A 19919-nucleotide genomic window follows, 5' to 3' on the forward strand; every position below is an offset into this window, starting at 1 on the left:
GGCGGTGAAGGCTCTGCATGACCTGAACGAGACCCGAAACCGCCTCCTTGAGTTGCGGTACCATGCGGACAACCGGATCCGGAACCGGATTAGAATTATCCGCCGCACCGGGGATCGCTCAGGAGTGGACGTCCTCAGCATCGAACTGATCAAACTCGAGCGCGAGGAGGCGCTCGCCTTGCGGGGGGCTGGTCACAGCCCTCGCCAGGATCCACTGAATTCTGGCCGGATCTCCTCATGGAGGCTGGTCACAGCACGGGGGTCACTTCAAACTTAGCGGGCATAGGCTTCGAAATCGGCTAGATTCAGGTCTCGCAGCCGAATCTTACGACCAATCGAGAGTTTGCACCGATGCTTGCCAACCTTTGAATTCTTCGGATTAGGAGGACCGAGCAGTTGATGACTTGGCTGCAATGGAAGCGGGTTAACGCTGATAAGATTGCTCATCCTGTCGGTTATGAAGAAGCCTTCGTTGATAAGGTGCTAAGCCGGATTCCAAATCTCAATCCGAGCGACGTCATCCCGCAGTTCAGCTTTTTGGATAATAATGGCAGACAGCGCCGTGTCGACTTCATGATCAAGAATGAAGAGAAAGGGATTTGTCTACCAATTGAACTGGATGGACGTCGCAAAGATCAAACAGGCGAACTTTGGAATGATTTCCTGGAGCGCCAGAATGCACTCGTTCGCAGCTTTGGCATGGTCCTACGTTACTCCAATGCGAAGATGTTCAATAACCCTGAAGCGATTATTCGGGAGCTATCGGACCAGATATCTATCCAAGTGGCGACAAAGATAGCGGATGACCGGAAAAAGTCCGTGCTGGATAATTTCCTCTCCGACACAAAGATACTGGGTGTGCAGACCGTTCCAATTGCCTCATCGGCCCCTCCAGCGAAACTGACGCAGGGTACTCCGGGTAGTTCATTGGATAAGCATACTCAAAAGCGTTTGCTCGGTGCAGTAACGAAGCCGGACGCACCACAACCCAAGCAAACTTCGGTGACCTCTATTTCTTTGTGGATTAGTGCTTTGGGCATTGCCGTAGCCATCTTTGTCGCATTACTAGACAGCTATCCCAGGTCGCCAAAATTCAGTGCTAGTCAACAAAATTTGGTGAGGCCGGGATTACTTGGCAGCACTGCAGATGCAGCCGGTTCTACCAATCGCTCGGATGCCACTACGCTGCGTTCCGGATATATTCCTGAGGAATATATTGAGGCGATAGAGGCCTGGCGCTTCGTGGGAAACAACGAGGTCATATGTGACTTTGTTACTGATTTGAGAGAGACTGGTAATGGAATATTTATAAGCTTTGGCGGGATTTATCCAAATCAAACCTTTAGTGCGGTTATCTGGCGACGAAACGGTCTGATGATTGACAGATCCCAATTTACTAGAGGACAGCGGATTTGTATTGAGGGCCCCATTACGACCTATCGGGATAGGCCTCAAATTGAGGTCAGCAACGCAAGCCAAATCTACCTTGGAAAGACTGAACCACAACACAGAGTTCATTAGTTGGCCACACTACTTGACGCTGGTTCTGAACGACCTGTATTTGGCTTGAGCCCAGATATGTTGCCAAAGGTCTTGGGCGGCGCGTGGTTGTGTGAGGATCCAATGGCGGAGTATGTCGAGGCCGGTGCGGAACCAGGACTTTCGCCGCTAGCCATGACCTGCCGTTTCAATGTTGGTCCTGCCTTTGCTCCGTGATGCGCAGGCATGAGCCCATGCCAGAGCCAGCGTGACCATGGCGACAATGCAAGCAGACACTTTCCCCAAAAAGGGGATTAACTGGCTGCGCGATACTTTCCTTTGAAAGGCAACGCTTCCGTCTCGTCGGGCGCCATGAAGCTGGAAAACCCTCTTCGCGAGGTCAAGTCCAATGATGGTAACTTCATCCATGGACGCCTTCTCCCTTCCCGTGACGTTCTGACCACCATCACTCTGGCGTATCACGATGCCACCGGGAGCGGGCATCCACCCCATCAGTTCTCAGCGAAATTCAACAGGTGAAAGCCGTTGGTCACGACATATTCCTGTCGCTGTAGGGGTAGCATCGACAGGTGAAGGCGGACGATCATATCCCACTTATGCTCCTGGTATCCAGCTTGGCCATTCTCATCATCCGGAATGATTGATATGCCTGCTTCAAAATTCATTATGCGTAGATTTAAGTTAGGAAGCATGATTGCGAATTCGTTCTGCGAAATGCGAGCGCAATGGCAGTCGCCATTCCATAGATGGTTAACAATTCTAGCTCCGGCAGTATTTGGTCGGGTTTGAATAACTGCTTCAGGCTGCCGAGGAGGCGAGCGGGCGACGGTCTGCCGGCTGGATGGCTCCGCGAAGAGCGGCGAGGAGAGCCGTCAAAAGGGCCCTGAGGTGGGCGAGGATCTTGCGGATGTTGTGGCCGCAGCCGCAGAGGACGGCATAGAGGGCATCACCGGTCGTACCCTTGAGGGCGCAGCGGGCGAGGCGGCCGTCGGTCTTCATGTGGCCGATCTCGGGCTCGATGGCGCTGCGGCGGCGGAGCAGCCGGCGCAGGCGGGGCGTGAGGCCGCGGCTGGTGCCGCTGACGAGCACCCTGGTTGCTGTGACGCCATGGCCGCGGTAGCCGCGATCGACCACGGCAAGGCTGGGACGCTGGCCGGTGAGGGTCTCGACCTGCTGCAGGGCGTCGGCGAGGGTGTGGCCGTCGTAGGGGTTGCCGGGCTGGCTGCGCATGCCGACGACAAAGCCGCCCTCGATCGTGGTGGCGACGCTGACCTTGGCGCCGAACTCGTAGCGCACCCGCGCCTTGCCCTTGGCGATGCAGTCCACCGCCGGCTCGTGCAGGGCGTAGAGCTTGCGCGGGCTTTTCGGCGTCTGCCGCAGCAGGCGCGTGACGAGCGCCATCCTGTCGTTGATCCGATCCCGCAGTGGCCCGTCAGGGACGGCGCCGAGCTTGCGTTCAACATCGCGCAGGATGCGGCCGGTGTAGCCCTTGAGCGTGCGCAACGCCCGGCGCATGCGGCGGAACTGCCGGGCGTGGGCGTAGCGCCCCACCTGGCCGGCCAGGCGCGGCGCCAGGCGATTGTAGTTCTGGCGCAGGGCGATCCCGGCCTTGTGCGCCAACGTCACCAGCGAGCGGCGGGCCCGCTCATAGAGGCGGCTGTCGGTCGGATGGGCGATGGCTTTCTCCATCACCGTGGTGTCCAACGCGATCTCGGACAGGCTGCGCGGCGTCACGGCACCCGAGGCCCGACCCGCCTCGATGGTCTTGCTCAGCAGCCACTCCACGCCCTCCTCACCGATGCGGCCGCGCCAGCGGCTGAGAGAGGAGGGGTGAATGGGCGCACGGTGCTGGAAGAAGGTCTCACCCGTGAAGTGCTGGAAGTACGGGTTCTCCACCCAGCGCGCGAGCACCGCCTCGTCGGAGAGGCCATGGGCGTGCTGGAGGTACATCAGCCCGGCGACCAGGCGAGGATGGGTGGCCGGCCGTCCCTCAGCGGCGGGGAAGAAGCCGGCCCATTCCCGCTCGAACCAGGACCAGTCGATCAGCGCCGCCAGCCGCACCAGTTCGTGCCGCCCATCGATCATGTCGAGCAGTCGAGGACGCAGCAGATCGGCCTGTTCCGGCGGGCGCGGGCGGTGCTTCATGCCCGCAAGATTCGCAGGGTTTGTCGTCGAAAACAATCGAACCCTGCAAATCCAGGGCGCCCGATCCGGAAAATATTCCAACTAAATCAGCGCTCTATGAGATGTTCAAGACCGACTATTTGGTCTGGCCAACCTGATTCTGGCTGAAGTTTCAGCCCAAGATGTACGAAACACCTGTGCGCAGCATCACCTGGATGGCGTCGCGCCGTCGATCACGCGCCCGGCCCTGGAGCGGGATACCAGCCGCCTCTGCTTCGAGGGTTTCGCGGTGCTCTACAGCGGGGTCTCGCGCACGCCGCTGGCGGTGTCCGAGCACCTGACCCGCGATCGCATCCAGCAGGCGCGCCGGGTGCCGCGCGACGATGCCTTCCATGCGGAGGACCAGTTGCCTGCCGACCAGCGGGCGCGGCTGTCGGACTATGCACGCTCCGGCTTCGACCGCGGCCAGATAGCGCCCTCCGGCGACATGGCCACGCCCGGTTCGCAGCAGGAGAGCTTCTCACTTGCCAACATCGTGCCGCAGGCGCCGGAATCGAACCGCTGCCTCTGGGAGGGGGTCGAGAGCACGGTGCGTGACCTCGCCATGGAGGAGGGCGAGGTCTGGGTGGTGACCGGCCCCGTCTTCGAGGGCGAGAACCTGCGGCGCTTGAACCGGCGCGTGCTGGTGCCGACCTCGCTCTACAAGGCGGTCTACCTGCCGGGGCGGGGGGAGGCCGGGGCCTATCTGGCCCCGAACGGGCCGGGCCTGTCCTGGCGGGCCGTGTCGCTGGACGAGTTGCGCGATATCGCTGGGATCGACGCCTTCCCCTCCCTCGCCCCCGCGACCCGCGCCCGGGCCATGGCCCTGCCCGCGCCCAGGCCGCATAACATCCGCAGCAGCTGCGAGGGGCAGACCGGCGGTCAGGTGACCAGTAGTGCTGCGCGTCGGGATACGTCTGCGACATCTCTCGCTGGCCAAGGCATCATGGGCAGCCGCGTGACGCTGATCATCGCGGCGGTGGTGGCCGTGGTGATCATCCTGCTGTTGGTCCGCGTGTCGGGGCGCCGATGAAGGGAAGCGTCGCTACAATGTCTTGCGAAAAGACAGGTGTCTGGTTGTGAGACGTCCTTGGCGTTTTCGACGATGATGCTGGCCTCGGCCAGCGCCAGGCGGGCGACGAGGCCCTGGCGCACCGCCCCGGAAGCGGCCCCGGCGCGGGCGTCGAGGCGCGAGACGAGGTCCTCGGCCTGGCTCAGCGGGAGGAGCAGCCGGGCGGGATCGGGCGCGGCCGCCGGCGGGTGCGGGCCGGGCCGGCGCGTGGCCCAGGGCGGCACGGCATCGTCGGGATCGCCTTCGTCCTCATCCCAGCTTGCCATCCCAACCCCCGCCCGAAGCCACTGGAGGGCTTTGGTACCCTTTGCATATATGTGAATGATAGATAGGGAAAGCAGCGATTTAGAGTGTAATTTGAAATTCAAACCCGCTCTTCACTTGTGCTACTCCGCCACCCTGCCGAACACCCCTGGAGGCCGCGTCGCCCCCCCCGCAGCCAGCGCCCGTCCTTCCGTCCGCTAATCCCCCTTTTGGGACGGAATGCTTTGCGTCGCGCCCCGCCCCCGGCTAGCCTTGGCGCCATGAGCGACCCCGCCAAAGCTCCTGGCCCGCCCGCTTTCCCGGCCGCGGACGGCAGCCTGACCTTGCACACCACCCTGCTCGGCGACCTCGTGGTGCCGGGCGGTGCTTCGCGCGCGGCCGAACTCCGCGAACTCGCCGCCCAGGCCGCGGTCTACGCCACCCGCGCCCGCGGGCCCGGCACGCGTCGTGCCTACCGCTCCGCCTGGAGCGGCTACGAGCGCTGGTGCAGCTCGCTCGGCCGCGAGCCGCTCTCCGGCGATCCCGATACCCTCGCCCTCTATGCCACCGCCTGCGCCGGCCGTGGCCTCAGCCCGGCCAGCCTGCGCGTCCACCTCGCCGCCATCCAGGCCGCCCACCGCCTGGCCGGCATCGCACTCGATCCGCGCGAGCCGCGGCTGGCCATGGTGCTCGAGGGCATCACCCGCAGCCACGGCACCCGCCCCCGGCGCAGGGCCGCCGCGGCCGGCCCGGACGCCCTGCGGCTGATGCTGGCCGCGCGTCCGCCCAGCACCACCCCGCTCGGCGCCCGCGACCGGGCGCTGCTGCTGGTGGGCTTCGGGGCGGCGTTGCGGCGCAGCGAGCTGGTGGGTCTGGCGCTGGGGGATGTGGAGGTGGTACCGGGCCGGGGCCTGCGCGTGCTCATCCGCCGCTCCAAGACCGACCAGCGCGGCGCCGGGCAGGAGGTCGCCGTCTGGGCCAACCCGGCCGAGCCGGGCTGCTGCCCGCTGGCGGCCCTGGAAGCGTGGCTCGTCTTCCGGAAGCAGGCGCCCGACATCACCGGCGGGAAGTCGGATGTTGGGCTGCCGCTGTTCGTCGGTATGAGCAAGGCGGGGAAGCTCTCCACCACCGCGCTGTCGGACAAGGCGGTGTGGCGGCTGGTGAAGGGGGCGGCCGAGGTGGCAGGGCTCGAGGGGTGGGAGCGCTTCTCGGGGCACTCGCTGCGGGCGGGTCTGGCCACCGCCGCCGGCGAGCAGGGCGCCGACCTCGCCCAGGTCATGCGACAGACCCGCCACCGCTCCGCCGAGGTCGCTCTCGGCTACCTCAGGCCCGCAGACCTCTGGCGCAACAACCCCACGCGCGGGATCTGGAAGAACGTCGGGGAGGGCGAGAGCGGCTGACTGGCGCTCCCGGACGACGGTGCCCCGGGACAGGTAGGGGGTGCGACCCAGGCGAAGCTTGCTCCTGGCGATCCGGAAAAGATATACTGCCGGGATATACACGGAGGAGAGCATGCCCGCCCGCACGACCCTGTTCCTGTCCAACCGCTCCCAGGCCGTGCGCCTGCCCAAGGGCGTGGCCTTCGGCGAGGGGGTGCGCGAGGTGGTGATCCTGCGCGACGGCCCCCGCCGCGTCATCGCCCCGGCCGATGCACTGTGGGACGACTTCTTCGCGGGCCCTGGCCTGGACCTCGGCGAGCGGCGGCAGCCGGCGATGCAGGAACGCGAGGCGCTGTGACGCTGCGCTACCTGCTCGACACCAACCTGTGCATCCGGGTGCTGCGCGACCGTCCGGCCGGTCTGCGGGAGCGTTTCAACGCGGAGGCCGCGGCGCTCTGCACCTCGGACGTGGTGCTCTACGAGCTGCTCTACGGGGCGGAGCGCTCGGCCCGGCCCGCCGAGACGCGGCGCGAGGTGGAGCGCTTCGTGGCCAGGCTGAGCGTGCTGCCCTTCGACGATGACGCGGCGGCGCACACGGCCGAGATCCGGGCGAGCCTGGAGCGGCGAGGCGGGGTGATCGGTCCCTACGACCTGATGATCGCGGGCCAGGCGCGCAGCCGCGGGCTGGTGGTGGTGACGGGCAACCTGAGCGAGTTTGGCCGGGTGGAGGGGCTGCGCTGCGAGGACTGGCTGGCTGACGCATGACGACGCGATCCCTGGTAACCGCGAAGCTCCAGGAAGAAATCCGCTAGCATTCGCGAACAAGGCTGGTTGACGTGGTGCGAAAGCTCCCGTCCGATATTTTAGGCTGGGATAAGGTTAGAACAACTTGATCGTGGTAGGCCCCCTTATTGTACAGCGATTCGCGACCGCTTACGGCGGATGTCGAGGGCGAGTCAATCGAGCAAACCTTAGTCAGGCAATCTCATTTGAGTAACTTTACCCCCTACCATAGCCAGTATCTTGCGCACCGTCTCACACTTGAGGGTGCAACAGATGGAGCTTTCGCAAAGTCGCTCTCGACTGCTCGTGTAGACCTCAACCCGCATCAGGTTGATGCCGCCCTTTTTGCGCTGGCATCACCGATTTCAAAGGGGGTGATCCTTGCCGACGAGGTCGGCCTCGGTAAGACGATTGAGGCCAGTCTCGTCATCGCACAGCGCTGGGCGGAACACCGGCGGCGCATCCTGCTGATCGTTCCAGCGAGCTTGCGGAAGCAGTGGTCGCAGGAGCTGCAAGATAAGTTCTCCCTCCCCGCCGTCATCATCGAGGCTAAGTCCTACCGCGAGCACGTCAAGGCCGGATGGCGCGAGCCGCTGGCTGCTCCTGATCGGATCGTCATTACCTCCTATGAATTCGCAGCCCGGCGAGCGGACGACATCAAGCGGATCGGGTGGGACCTGATCGTCTTCGACGAGGCGCATCGGCTTCGGAACGTCTATCGAAAGGGCACGGCAGCCCGGGCCAAGGCGCTGCGTGATGCGGTGCGCGGGCAATTCAAGCTGCTGCTGACGGCGACTCCGCTCCAAAACTCCTTGATGGAGCTGTACGGCCTCGCCTCCATAATCGACGAACGCCTGTTCGGAGACGAGGCGAGCTTCCGCACCTTGTACGGCGGCGCTGCCCCTACCCCGGACAACCTGCTCATCCTTCGGCAGCGCTTACAACCAGTCTGCCATCGCACGCTCCGGCGAACGGTACAGGAAGCCGGCCTGATCAACTTCACCAAGCGCATCTCGGCAACCTTCCGATTTGAGCCGAGCGACGACGAGTTCCGGCTGTACATGGGGTTGTCCGCTTACTTGCAGCGGAAGGACACCATCGCGTTCGGCGGCCGTCCAAACCAGCTCGTCACCCTGATCGTGCGCAAGATTCTGGGCTCCTCCACCTTCGCGGTCGCGCAAACGCTGACCAAGATGGTCGAGCGGCTGGACCGGATCGAGCTGCCGACCCTCGATGATGTGGCCGATCTCGACAGTGCGGAGGAAGATGCCGAGGAGTGGGACGGTGATGATGCCGACGACAAGGCGGAAGCTCCGATCGACCCCGCAAAGCTGAAGGCAGAAATCGAAGAGCTGACCGGCTACCGCGACCTGGCCCTACGCATCCCCGTCAACGCCAAGGGCGAAAATCTGATTGCCAAGCTTCCGGAAATGCTGGCGCAGATCGTCGAGCGCGGCGGGCAGCGCAAGGCGGTAATCTTCACCGAATCCGTCCGCACCCAGGGCTATCTCGCCGAGCTGCTGGCGGCGCGCGGCTATGCCGGCCAGATCGCCTTGCTAAACGGCTCCAACAAGGATGCCGAGAGCCAGGCGATCTACGCGGACTGGTTGGCCCGGCATCAGGGCACAGACGCCGTCTCCGGTTCGCCCAGCTCGGACATGAAGGCGGCGATCGTTGAGGCCTTCCGGCACCGCAAGTGCATTCTGATCGCGACCGAGTCCGGGGCCGAGGGTATCAACCTGCAATTCTGCTCGCTGCTGGTGAACTTCGACCTCCCCTGGAATCCCCAGCGCGTCGAGCAGCGGATCGGCCGCTGCCATCGTTACGGCCAGAAGATCGACGTGACGGTCGTGAACTTCCTCAATCTGAAGAACCAAGCTGAGCAGCGCATCTTCCAGCTTCTCGATCAAAAGTTTCGCCTATTCGACGGCGTGTTCGGCGCCAGCGATGAGGTGCTCGGCGCGATCGAGAGCGGCGTGGATTTCGAGCGCAGGGTGTTGGAGATCGTCCAATCCGCCCGCTCGGAGACCGAGATCAACGAGGAGTTCGACCGGCTCCAGACAGACCTACAGTCCGACATCGACACGGCCGTGCTCGATGCCCGCAAACGGCTCCTCGATCGTGTGGATGAGGACGTGGTGCGGCGGTTGAGAACGCGAAAAGGGACGCTTGCCGATGTCATGGGGGCGTTCGAGCAACGCCTGTTGACAGTTGCTCGGGCCGAGCTGCCCGACGCACGCTTTCATCCTGATGCGCCCCGACGGTTCGACCACGACGACCGCACCTGGACGACGGAGTGGCCGCTCGCCGACGAGCAGAACTGGCAGTTTTTCCGGCTGGCCGAGGGCAACCTAGCTAGCCAGCTTGTGGAGGCCGCGCGGTCGCGCCGCCTGCCACTGGCAACCCTTCGCTTCGACACGCAGGCCTATACCGGCGGCCGGCTATCCGATGTGGAGGCGCTCCGCGGCCAGGCAGGATGGCTGCGGGTCATCCGGCTGACCGTGAAGGCTGCCGGCGAGACAGCCACGCATCTGCTGCTGGCGGCGATCACCGACGCCGGACACTCTCTTCCCGAGGCCACCCTGGACCGGTTGTTTCTCGTGCCCGGCACGACGCGCCTGGAGCTGGGGGCGGAACCTCCGGCGGAGGCGCTGGAGAAGGCGGCGGGTGCATTGCGGGAACAAAGGCTTCAGGAGGCCGAGGCCGCCAATGGTGCCTGGATGGAGCAGGAGACCGGCAAGCTCGACGCCTACGCCGAGGACATGGAGCGAGCGGCCGACGCCGAGATCAAGTCGCTGGAGGCCGAGGTCAAGGCGCGGCGCAAGGCACTTCGCACGGCCGGCTTGGCCGTCGCGGCCAAGGTTGAAGAGCAGCGGGCGATCAAGAAATTGGAGGGACGCAGGGATGAGCTGATGCTTGCCCGATTCGAGCGGAAGCGGGCATTGCAACGGGAGATTGAGGACATCCTCGACCAAGTGCAGGCGAGTTTAGCAATCGAGCCGACAAGCGAGCCGGTGTTTACGATCCGTTGGGAGGTCGCGTGAAGGTTGAAGTTTGGACCCAGCACCCGAAGCTTGCTGTATCGGCAAGCATTGGTGAGAGGCTAACTCGGTACATCGAGAGGCAGGGTTTTCTAACTCTTCGGGTTGCTGTCGCCTACGCGACTGTAGCGGGCTTGCGCCAATTACTCGGAACTCTGCCTGGAGCAACCGCTGGTGAAAGCTGGTGGATAATTGGTTTGGACGACGGCTACACCCAGCCAGGCGTGCTAGAGTACCTTTCTGGCCAGCCAAACATGCATCTTCGGGTAGCCTCGCATGTCGAGGCAGGGTTAAGATTCCACTCAAAGGTATATGCGTTTGGGAACGACGCCAAGCGTCCGATCAGCCTCGCCGTGGTCGGCTCTGCGAATATGACTGCAAGCGCCCTACGCGGAAATGGAGAAGCAGTGTCGGTCCTTGAAGCCCAAGGCACTCAGGATCGACAAGTTCTCGAGTGCCTGTGGTCTGAGCTCTGGGGTCAAGGCAGACCTCTCAGGTCGAATGAGCTTGCTGAATACAAGCTGCAACACGAGGCGGTTGCAAAAGCGCAGGCCAAGCTGGCTGCTCACTTACTAGCGTCACGCAGCAAGTTAAAGCGGGCCGAGGTGCTTACGTCCGACATAGCACAGATTGACCCGACTCTTGCCCAAACATGCTGGATTGAAGGTGGCAACATAACGCTCATGGGAAAGGAGCTTGAGTTTAAGGCTGAGCAAGCCCTGTTTTTTGGCCTTTCTCCGAGTGGGGGCGAATCACCCAAGACGTTCCGATTCCGAGTTTCAGATGGCCAAATCCTACCAATGACAATGAATTATCGTGAGAAGAACAGCATGTGGCGGCTACTACTCGATAACAAAATTCCGGAGGTTAGGGAGGGCCTACGGCCACGCGATCCGGGCACTGGTAAGTTGGGCCGTTCTCCTTACGTGGCTGTATTCAGAAAGTCTAAGCCTAGAGGTATCTTCGACCTAAGCTTTTTGAAGCTTGGAACAGCCGAGTTCTCGCGTCTTCGAGCTCAATCCGCCCGAACTGGCACTCTTGGGCATACCACAGCTCGCGAATACGGTTGGTGTTAATATGAGTGGCCGCCCTACTCGCCTAGAGCTGACCTGGATTGGCAAGGAAGTCCGGCCACGCCTCGAACCGCGTGTGCTGATTGAGGATGCCGAGCTAAGCGGCGGCAGTTTTGCACAAGCGGGTCAAAAGATTGGCAACAGCCTGATCCAGGGAGACAATCTCCTAGCCTTGAAGGCCTTGGAGGCAGAACTTCAAGGTCGGGTTAAATGCATATTTATTGATCCTCCTTACAACACGGGGTCTGCATTTGAGCATTACGATGACGGGATAGAGCATTCGCTTTGGCTGACAATGATGCGAGACCGTCTGGAGCTTCTGCACGGTCTGCTCACGGAAGACGGTTCTATCTGGATCACGGTGGACGATAACGAGGCTCACTATCTTAAAGTCCTATGCGATGAAGTGTTTGGGCGAGCCAATTTCGTCACAAACGTCGTCTGGCAGAAAAAATACACAGTTGCGAATGATGCGAAGTGGTTTAGCGATAATCATGACCACCTGCTAATCTACGCCAAGGATAAGCAGGTCTGGCGTCCTAATAAGCTGCCACGCTCCGAGGAGATGAACGCCCGTTATACTAATCCAGACGAGCATCCGAAGGGGCCGTGGAAAGCCACTCCCCTGCACGCCAAAAGCGGGAGTGAGAAGGCGAAGTCTTTCTCATACACGTTCCGCAATGGCTGCGTATGGTCGCCGCCACCAAGCACCTATCCGCGCTTTTCGGCTGAGACGTTGGCGCGGCTGGATGAGGGTGACGAGATTTGGTTCGGTCGCGATGGGTCATCGCAGCCTTCAAGGAAGACCTTCCTAAGCGAATTGACCAACGATGGCACCCCTCCGCTAACGGTCTGGCTCCAGGGAGAGGTTGGTCACAATCACGAGGCCCGTACGGAGGTCAAGGCGTTCAACTCCGACGACGTGTTCGCAACGCCGAAGCCGGAACGTCTGCTCTTCCGGGTACTGACGATCGCTACAAAACCCGGCGACCTTGTCCTAGACTCGTTTGCCGGCTCCGGCACGACTGGAGCAGTCGCCCACAAAATGGGCCGACGTTGGGTGATGATTGAACTCGGAGATCAATGCCGCACTCACATCATCCCACGCCTTAGAAGGGTGATCTCTGGTCAGGATAAGGGAGGTATAACTGAAGCTGTCGGCTGGGAAGGCGGGGGCAGTTTTCGCTATTTCCGCCTTGCGCCTTCGTTGCTCGAAAAGGATCGCTGGGGCAACTGGGTCATCGCTCGCAGCTACAACGCCGCGATGCTAGCCGAAGCCATGTGCAAGCACATGGGCTTCACCTACGCGCCGAGCCAGGACCCGGCGGAGTACTGGCGTCACGGCCACTCCAGCGAACAGGACTTCATTTTCGTCACCACAGCCAACGTCACGCACGACCAGCTTCGGGCTATCTCCGAAGATGTCGGACCGGAGCGGACGCTTCTGGTCTGCTGCAAGGCGTTCAACGCGCGCGCGGATGCCTTCGAGAACCTGACGGTGAAGAAGATACCGCAGGCAGTGCTCTCCCGCTGCGAATGGGGCCGCGACGACTACAGCCTCCGCATCACCGAGGCACCACGGCCGCCGGAGGATAACGCGGGTCCGGCGGCCCCACAGGCAGTCCCGGCTAAGCGTGGGCGGCGCGCTGCGGCCGCAAGCACGGAGCCCTCGCTCTTCTCGGCCATGGACGCGAAGGGAGCCGGCAAGTGACGGACGACAGGCTGCTGCGCCAGGTCAGCGCTAGACTTTCTCTGCGCCCGCCGCAGGAGCAGTCGCTCGGCATCCTCGCGGACGTGCTCGGCCGAACGACGCTGGCCAAGGATGCCGATCCGGCAGCGGCGCTCGCGGCTATCCAAGCCGCCTATCCGAGCGTGGCTGAGTTCGAGCGGGACTTTCCTTCGCTCTGCTTTGCGCTGGCAACCGGCGTGGGGAAGACACGTCTCATGGGGGCGTTCATCGCCTACCTGACCTTGTCCGGTCGGTCCCGGCACTTCTTCGTCCTCGCCCCAAACACGACTATCTACGAAAAGCTCGTGCAGGACTTCCAACCGACTGGCGCGAAATACGTGTTCAAAGGCATCGCCGAGTTCGCAGCGATGCCGCCTGTCCTGGTGACGGGCGAGACGTGGGACCAGGGCCGCGGTATCCGCGGCGCGGGCGGCGACCTGTTCGGTGGCGCGGCAATCATCAACATCTTCAACGTCGATAAAATCAACCGGGACGTGGGGCGGATCAGAAAGCTGCACGAGTATATTGGCGAGAGCTACTTCGAATATCTCGCCGGCCTCCCCGACTTGGTGCTGCTGATGGATGAGGCGCACCGTTACCGTGCCAGGGCCGGCATGCGCGCCGTCGCCGAACTGCGCCCCGTGCTGGGCCTGGAACTGACGGCCACGCCCAAGAGCGTGGGCGCCGGGTCGCAGGAGTTCCGTAACGTCATCTTCCGCTACGGCTTGGCCGAGGCGATGGAGGACGGCTTCATCAAGGAGCCGGCCGTCGCCACGCGCAAGGATTTCGACCCGTCTTCCGTCACCGCCGCCGAGCTGGAGCGCATCAAGCTGGAGGACGGCATCCACGCCCATGAGAACGTGAAGGTGGAGCTGGACCTCTACGCCCGCCAATCCGGCAGGCCATTGGTCCATCCATTCATGCTGGTCGTCGCTCAGGAGACGGCCCATGCCGGTGAGCTGCGGCGGATGATTGAGGCCGAGGACTTCTTCGGCGGCCGCTACCAGGGCCACGTGATTGAGGTCCATTCCGCGCTTCGCGGCGAGGAGAACGACAACTCCATAGCGCGGCTAGTCTCCGTGGAGACGGACAGCGCCACGGAGATCGTGATCCACGTCAACAAGCTGAAGGAAGGCTGGGACGTCACCAATCTCTACACGATCGTGCCGCTCCGGGCCTCGGCCTCGGATATCCTGACCGAGCAGACGCTCGGCCGGGGATTACGCCTGCCTTACGGGACGCGCACGGGTGTGGACGCGGTCGATACCCTGACCATCATTGCCCATGACCGCTTCGACGAGGTGATTCAGCGGGCGCGGGAGCCCGGCTCGCTGGTCCACAAGCAGGTGCTGATCGGCCCGGGCGGGGATATCCCGGCAGGAGGCGCGGAGGTTTTGCAGGCGCCGTCCTATCTGGAGGCCGCCATCACTGGCCGGGCCGGCGGCATGTCTGAGGAACAGGCCCCTGCCCCGCTCTTTGCCGGTCCGGCTGCCCAGACCGCCGCGACGGTGACGCTCGCCGTCATCCGGCAAATGGAGCGCGAGCTGCCCAACCTTGGGGCGCTAAATACCCAGGAGGTCCAGGCCCGGATTTCTGCCCGCGTGAGCGCCATAACGCGGCCTGCACAAGGCGAGCTGACGGGTATTGCGCCTGCGCCCGACGTGGCCAGCATCGTCGCTGCCGTCGCTGCCCACGTGGCCGAGCAGACGATCGAAATCCCCGAGATCGTCGTCCTGCCGACGAGTGACGTGACATTCCGGTTCGAGGATTTTGACTTGGACGGCCTGGAACGCCTGAATTACCAGCCGCTCGCGAGTGAGATCACGCTGCATGAGCTGCGGACAGAGCGCAGGCGCTCGATCGCCGTGGTAATGGCCGAACGTCGCCAGGAGCGGCCGGAGGACTATCTTGTCAGCCACCTGATCGACGAAGACGCCATCGACTACGACACCACGGCCGACCTGCTCTACAAGCTGGCCGGCCAGGTCGTGGGCCGGTTGCGTGCCTACCTGTCAGAGGAGGAGGACGTGGAAAACGTGCTCCTTGCCCACGGTAAGCCGCTTGCCGAGTTCATCTTCCGGCAGATGATGCAGCACTACGTCGAGACGCCTACCCGCTACATCGGCCGGGTCTCGCGCGGCTTCCAGCTCCTCCAACCTGTCAATTTCAAGGTGAGCGACATGAAGACGGTGCGGGACTTCCGCCGCCCTGTCATGCCGCTCGCGGATACTAGGCGCCAGGTGTTCGGCGGCTTCAGCAAGTGCGTGTTTCCTTATCAGGCGTTCCAGTCCGACGATGAGCGGCGGTTTTCTATGCTCATCGACCTGCACGAAACTGGCGTGTTGCGCTGGGTAAAGCCGGGCGCAGGCCAGTTCCGGATCGAGTATCGCCGAGGCCAATCCTACGAGCCGGATTTTGTCGTGGAGACCACGATCGAGAAGTTGATCGTTGAAATCAAGGCTAGACGCGACCTGGAGACCGAGGCCGTGCAGGCAAAGAGCAAGGCGGTCGCCACCTGGATTGGCTACGCAAACCGCCACGCGGTCGCGAATGGCGGGAAACCTTGGAGGTATCTGCTTGTGCCTCACGATCGAATGACCGAGAGCGCCAGCCTCTCAGGACTGTCCAGCTCGTTCACCATTCCAGCAACTAAGCTGGATGAGAGTGACATGGTTCCGGATGGCCCTGGAGGGGCAATGTGCACCTGACAGTCCGGTCTGAGGACGACATCAAGCGCTACCTCGGGCAGGTGCGCGAGGCGGCCGTGCATGCTCGAGCCTGGGTCGCTGCGCAGGCCGGCGACCCGCTGGACATGCTCCGCCGCATGAAGTTCGAGCCGGTTGGCCGCCATCCGATTGACGGGCGGCCGTTGAACCTAGGGCGTCTCTGCAAAGGCTACAGCCACAGTAGCAGCATGCCGAGGTGAACCATGGCGAGGTAGTTGACGGCGCGCTTCTCGTAGCGTGTGGCGATGCGGCGGAACTGCTTGAGGCGGTTGATCAGGCGCTCGACGAGATTGCGCCGTCGGTAAGCCGCACGGTCGAAGCGGGGCTGGCGGCGCTGGTTGCTTTTGCTCGGGATGACAGGCCGAATGTGCCGACCCCGCAGGCGGTCGCGGGCGGTCGGGCTGCTGTAGCCCTTGTCGCCGGCAACTCGTCGCGGCCGCAGACGGGGGCGGCCCCGTCCAGGGCGACGGATCGCACCCCCATCCAAGAGTGCCTCAAGGGCGATCTGCTCGTGCCGCTCGCCGCCGGTCAGCACGGCCGTGATCGGACGGCCATTCCCCTCAGCACGCAGGTGCAGCTTGGTGGAGAAGCCGCCCTGGCTGCGGCCCAGTGCCTCCCTGGCCTGGGCCACGCCCCCCGATAGCGCCGTCTCGGCGGGCGCCGGCGGCGTGCTGATGCGCCCGGATAATGGTCGCATCCACGAAGTGCAGATCCCAGTCCACCTCGCCCCGCGCGTCGGCCTCTGCCTGCAACGCCGACAGGATCCGGTCCCAGAGCCCTGAGGCACGCCAGCGATAGAAACGGCTCGACACCGTCCCAGCTGGGCCATAGTGCCGCGGCAGGTCATGCCAGGGCGCGCCCGTGCGCAGGACCCACAAGATGCCATTCAGGATGCGCCGATGCGGCGCGTTCGGTCGCCCCGTTTGGGGCTTCTCAGGCGGCAGGTGCGGCTCCAGCCGCCGCCACTGCGCCTCCGTCAAATCACCTCGTCTCACCCCATCTATATGGGGTCACAGATCCGAAACGTCCTCCGTTTGCAGAGACGCCCTAGTCGAGCAGCTCAACCAGACCTGGACCTTCGCCGTCGCGCTCGCCGCCGCCCGCCAGCTCCTGGCACTGCATCCCGAGGCCGGCGGCTACCGGCTCGCCCCGGGCGCCCATGCCTCCATCCCGCTCGACATCATGAGCGAGGCCGACGGCCTGGTCGGCGCCGAGACCTTCGCAGCGGTGGATCCCGCGAACAACCGCAAGCTCGCCGGCGACCTAGCCAAGATGGCGGCGCGGCCCGAGCTGCACCGGTACGTGTTCTTCATGTCGCCCCGCTTTCCTGGGGAGCAGCGCCTGACGCGCTTTGAGCGCGATGGCGTGCAGGTGTGGTCCGTCGATGTCTGAGAACCCGCTTCATAACGGCTGAGGCGGGGTGAGCGGCGGGGGTTCTGCGCGTTCGGAGGGTGTCTGTGTGTCCTTCGAGGTGGCCCATGTGGACCCCTGCCGCCCGCGCGCAGCTTGCGCGCGGCTCCCAGCCTTATGCAACGTGCCTGACCGATGCCGAGTGGGCCCTGGTCGAGCCCTTCTTGCCAAGCCCTGCAAGGACCGGACGACCCCGGTCCTGGCCGATGCGGCGGGTGGTCGATGCGATCCTCTACGTGCTCCGTACCGGCTGCGCCTGGGCGCATCTGCCCCGCGACTTCCCGCCGCCCGGGACCGTGCACCGTTGGTTCCTGCGCCTCTCGCGTAAGCGAGGCCTACGGACCCTTGTTGGGTGCGGTATGGGTCAGACGGTTTTCGCGTCGGCCCAGTGCCACGGCATGAGTTCATCGAGGCGGTTGTTAGGCCAGCCGTGGACGAGGCGGGTGAGCAGGTCAGCAAGGTAGCGCTGCGGGTCGACGCCGTTGAGCTTGCAGGTCTCGACCAGGGAGGCGAGGTCGGCCCAGCGGCGGCCCCCATCATCTCCGCTGGCAAACAGGGCGTTCTTTCGGCTCAGGCAGAGAGGCCGGATGGCGCGCTCGACGGTGTTGTTGTCGAGCTCGATGCGGCCGTCATCCAGGAACCGTTCCAGGCCGAGGCGGTGATTCAGGGCATAGCGGATTACCCCTGCCGTCGGACTACCACCTGGGAGGCGCGCCAGCTGCTGCTCGAGCCAGGTGAACAGGTCCTCGACCAGGGGTCGGCTCCTGGCCTGCCGGACGACACGGCGCTCGTCGGGCGGCTTGCCCCTGACCTCTGCCTCGACGGCGTAGAGGGCGGCGATACGGACCAACGCCTCGGTGGCAATCGGCGCTGTTTTCTTCCGGGCCAGGTCATAAAATTCACGACGGGCATGGCTCCAGCAGAACGCCAGTGTCACGCCGGGGCCGCCCCCCTCCGGCGCGGCCAGGCCCTTGTAGGCGGCGTAGCCGTCGCACTGGAGGATGCCCGTGTAGCCGGCCAGCAGTGCCCGGGCATGCTCCGCCCCACGGCCGGGGGCGTAGCGGAACACCGCCGCGGGCGGGTCGGTGCCACCCCAGGGCCGGTCGTCGCGCGCGATCACCCAGGCAAAGCCCGTCTTGGTCTGTCCCCGGCCCGGGTCCAGCACCGGCATGGTGGTCTCATCGGCAAATAGCCGGACCGAGGCGAGCAGGAGCTCGCGCATCCGCGCCACCACCGGGGCGATCTCGGCGGCGGCCATGCCCACCCAGGAGGCCAGTACCTCGCGGCCGATGGTGAGGCCCTGGCGCGCCAGGATCTGCGCCTGGCGGTACAGCGGCAGGTGGTCGGCGTAGCGCGACACCAGCACATGGGCGACGGTGGCCTCGGTCGGCATGCCGCCCTCGATCAGACGGGCCGGTGCGGGTGCCTGCAGCACAACGCCCGCGCAGGCGCGGCAGGCCAGCTTCGGGCGCTTGGTCACCAAGACCCGGAACTGAGCCGGGATCACGTCCAACCGCTCCGAGGTGTCGGCGCCGATCTCGACCAGGGCGCCCTGGCAGCACGGGCAGGCGGTGCTCTCGGGCATCAGCACCACCTCCACCCGGGGCAGGTGTGCCGGTAGTCGGCCACGGCCCGCCCGGCGCTGGGCGGTGTTCGTCTTGCGCAGCTCGGGCGAGCACTTCTCCGCCTCAGCCTCGTTGCCGGCTAGGCTCGCCTCGACCTCCTCAAAGGCGAACTGCAACTGGTCCTCGGGCAGACGCTCCGAGCGTCGCCCGAACTGCATGCGCTGCAGCTTGCCCAGCAGGTGTCGCAGCCGCTCGTTGCGCGCCGCCAGCGCGTCGCGCTCGGCTACCGCGTCGTCCCGTTCCGCCCAGGCCGCCAGCAGCATCGCGCGCAGCGCCGCGGGATCCTCCGGCAGGGTCGGTGTGTCGTCAGCAGCGGCGCGCATCGTGGTACCGATGCTACGCAGGCACGCTCGGCGTGGGAATCCGTTTCGTGCTCTGGACCCGCGTCCAATCGATCCCCGCAAACAGCGCGGCGAACTCCACCTGCGTCAGCCGCAGCGCGCCGTCCACCACCGGCGGCCAGCGGAACGTGTTGGCCTCCAACTGCTTCCAGATCAGCACCAGGCCGCTGCCATCCCACACCACGATCTTGACCCGGTCAGCGCGCTTCGAGCGGAACACCAGCACCACGCCGGAGAACGGATCCTCGCTCAGCACCTCCGCCGCCAGCGCGGCCAGCGAATGCGCGCCCTTGCGAAAGTCGACGGGCTGGCTCGCCAGCAGGATCCGCGCCCCCGCAGGCAGTGTGATCACGTCGCGGACGCCCGGATGGCCCGCAACAGCGTCGTCAACAGGTCCGCGTCGGTGCCCGGTGGGACACGCAGCACAGCGCCAGCCACCTTGACCTCGATGACAGGACCCGGCGCGACCCACGAGGGCGCCCGTTCCGGTGTGGCCGCCGGAGCCGCCGACACGATGGGCACGAAGTCCATCGCTGCTCTGGCTTCACCGGCCACCCCAAGCCGCATCTTGCGACGCCAGCCAAACACCTGCTGCGGGCAGACCTGCCAGCGGCGCGCCACCTCGGTGACCACCGCGCCAGGCTGCAGCGTCTCCGAGACAATCCGCGCCTTGTCGTCGTCAGACCAGATCCGCCGCCGGCCAGGTCCCGTCAGAACCTCGATCCGGCGGTACCCGCCACCCTTCGCGTCGTCCCTAACGTCGTCCATACCGATAGCTCGAAGCCCTCCGCCCCAAGCCGATCCAGCACAATCAGGACCTACTCCGGAAGACGG

General features: G+C 64.3%; 14 protein-coding genes and 2 pseudogenes. 11 read left to right on the top strand and 5 right to left on the bottom strand.

Annotated elements, in window-relative coordinates; all coding sequences use genetic code 11:
- The first annotated feature begins 399 nt into the window (after positions 1-399).
- Entirely contained in the window at positions 400-1521 is a 1122-nt protein-coding gene (locus CTJ15_RS23770) for a hypothetical protein (protein WP_126281791.1), read from the top strand.
- A gap of 777 nt (positions 1522-2298) precedes the next feature.
- On the opposite strand, the gene CTJ15_RS03440 is transcribed toward CTJ15_RS23770, so the two are convergent.
- Positions 2299-3645, bottom strand: a complete 1347-nt coding sequence (locus CTJ15_RS03440; protein ID WP_099780965.1) for an IS5 family transposase — start codon at positions 3643-3645, stop codon at positions 2299-2301.
- 226 nt (positions 3646-3871) lie between these two features.
- Between CTJ15_RS03440 and CTJ15_RS03445 the strand changes: the two genes are divergently transcribed.
- From CTJ15_RS03445 to CTJ15_RS03475, 8 genes are all read left to right on the top strand, one after another.
- Entirely contained in the window at positions 3872-4696 is an 825-nt protein-coding gene (locus CTJ15_RS03445; protein ID WP_226945924.1) for a DNA/RNA non-specific endonuclease, read from the top strand.
- 563 nt (positions 4697-5259) lie between these two features.
- Positions 5260-6378, top strand: a complete 1119-nt coding sequence (locus tag CTJ15_RS03450; protein WP_099781145.1) for a site-specific integrase — start codon at positions 5260-5262, stop codon at positions 6376-6378.
- A 112-nt stretch (positions 6379-6490) separates the two neighbouring features.
- Positions 6491-6715 (top strand): type II toxin-antitoxin system VapB family antitoxin, encoded by a 225-nt coding sequence (gene vapB / locus CTJ15_RS03455; protein WP_027283136.1) that lies wholly within the window; start codon positions 6491-6493, stop codon positions 6713-6715.
- The gene (locus CTJ15_RS03460) at positions 6712-7122 is read left to right on the top strand and encodes a type II toxin-antitoxin system VapC family toxin (RefSeq protein ID WP_099781146.1); all 411 of its coding nucleotides are present in this window, start codon (positions 6712-6714) and stop codon (positions 7120-7122) included. Before vapB ends, CTJ15_RS03460 begins: the two co-directional genes overlap by 4 nt.
- 146 nt (positions 7123-7268) lie before the next feature.
- The gene (locus CTJ15_RS03465; RefSeq protein WP_338129602.1) at positions 7269-10184 is read left to right on the top strand and encodes an SNF2-related protein; all 2916 of its coding nucleotides are present in this window, start codon (positions 7269-7271) and stop codon (positions 10182-10184) included.
- 251 nt (positions 10185-10435) lie between these two features.
- A complete protein-coding gene (locus CTJ15_RS25255) occupies positions 10436-11257 on the top strand; it encodes a phospholipase D family protein (protein ID WP_369923408.1) in 822 nt (273 codons plus the stop codon).
- A 1-nt stretch (position 11258) separates the two neighbouring features.
- On the top strand, positions 11259-12965 hold the full coding sequence (locus tag CTJ15_RS03470; protein WP_099781148.1) for a site-specific DNA-methyltransferase: 1707 nt from the start codon (positions 11259-11261) through the stop codon (positions 12963-12965).
- Positions 12962-15691 (top strand): DEAD/DEAH box helicase, encoded by a 2730-nt coding sequence (locus CTJ15_RS03475; RefSeq protein WP_099781149.1) that lies wholly within the window; start codon positions 12962-12964, stop codon positions 15689-15691. The genes CTJ15_RS03470 and CTJ15_RS03475 overlap by 4 nt, the downstream gene beginning before the upstream one ends.
- Before the next feature lie 187 nt (positions 15692-15878).
- On the opposite strand, the pseudogene CTJ15_RS03485 reads toward CTJ15_RS03475, so the two are convergent.
- Positions 15879-16704, bottom strand: a pseudogene (locus tag CTJ15_RS03485) (IS5 family transposase).
- 187 nt (positions 16705-16891) lie between these two features.
- Here CTJ15_RS03485 and CTJ15_RS03490 point away from each other — a divergent pair.
- Both CTJ15_RS03490 and CTJ15_RS03495 read left to right on the top strand, forming a co-directional pair.
- Positions 16892-17101: a hypothetical protein gene (locus CTJ15_RS03490; protein ID WP_099781151.1), complete on the top strand. Its 210-nt coding sequence runs from the start codon at positions 16892-16894 to the stop codon at positions 17099-17101.
- 86 nt (positions 17102-17187) lie between these two features.
- A pseudogene (locus CTJ15_RS03495) lies at positions 17188-17442 on the top strand (transposase); the annotation flags it as partial.
- Between the two features lie 41 nt (positions 17443-17483).
- On the opposite strand, the gene CTJ15_RS03500 reads toward CTJ15_RS03495, so the two are convergent.
- The 3 genes from CTJ15_RS03500 to CTJ15_RS03510 are packed head-to-tail and all read right to left on the bottom strand — an operon-like array spanning position 17484 to position 19853.
- Positions 17484-19067, bottom strand: coding sequence for an IS66 family transposase (locus CTJ15_RS03500; protein ID WP_099781115.1), 1584 nt, complete (start codon positions 19065-19067; stop codon positions 17484-17486).
- 13 nt (positions 19068-19080) lie between these two features.
- Positions 19081-19437: an IS66 family insertion sequence element accessory protein TnpB gene (gene tnpB, locus CTJ15_RS03505; RefSeq protein ID WP_027281944.1), complete on the bottom strand. Its 357-nt coding sequence runs from the start codon at positions 19435-19437 to the stop codon at positions 19081-19083.
- Positions 19434-19853: a transposase gene (locus tag CTJ15_RS03510; RefSeq protein ID WP_099781116.1), complete on the bottom strand. Its 420-nt coding sequence runs from the start codon at positions 19851-19853 to the stop codon at positions 19434-19436. The genes tnpB and CTJ15_RS03510 overlap by 4 nt, the downstream gene beginning before the upstream one ends.
- Positions 19854-19919: the final 66 nt, after the last annotated feature.

Origin of the sequence: Roseomonas sp. FDAARGOS_362, assembly GCF_002754815.1 — a bacterium.
In the GTDB taxonomy this organism is placed as follows: domain Bacteria; phylum Pseudomonadota; class Alphaproteobacteria; order Acetobacterales; family Acetobacteraceae; genus Roseomonas; species Roseomonas mucosa.

Bases quoted from the DNA above. Each gene is read 5' to 3' on its own strand.
- CTJ15_RS23770 (WP_126281791.1), top strand. From the start codon at position 400: ATGACTTGGCTGCAATGGAAGCGGGTTAACGCTGATAAGATTGCTCAT.
- CTJ15_RS03440 (WP_099780965.1), bottom strand. From the start codon at position 3,645: ATGAAGCACCGCCCGCGCCCGCCGGAACAGGCCGATCTGCTGCGTCCT.
- CTJ15_RS03450 (WP_099781145.1), top strand. From the start codon at position 5,260: ATGAGCGACCCCGCCAAAGCTCCTGGCCCGCCCGCTTTCCCGGCCGCG.
- vapB (WP_027283136.1), top strand. From the start codon at position 6,491: ATGCCCGCCCGCACGACCCTGTTCCTGTCCAACCGCTCCCAGGCCGTG.
- CTJ15_RS25255 (WP_369923408.1), top strand. From the start codon at position 10,436: ATGCATCTTCGGGTAGCCTCGCATGTCGAGGCAGGGTTAAGATTCCAC.
- CTJ15_RS03470 (WP_099781148.1), top strand. From the start codon at position 11,259: ATGAGTGGCCGCCCTACTCGCCTAGAGCTGACCTGGATTGGCAAGGAA.
- CTJ15_RS03490 (WP_099781151.1), top strand. From the start codon at position 16,892: ATGAGCGAGGCCGACGGCCTGGTCGGCGCCGAGACCTTCGCAGCGGTG.
- CTJ15_RS03500 (WP_099781115.1), bottom strand. From the start codon at position 19,067: ATGCGCGCCGCTGCTGACGACACACCGACCCTGCCGGAGGATCCCGCG.
- CTJ15_RS03510 (WP_099781116.1), bottom strand. From the start codon at position 19,853: ATGGACGACGTTAGGGACGACGCGAAGGGTGGCGGGTACCGCCGGATC.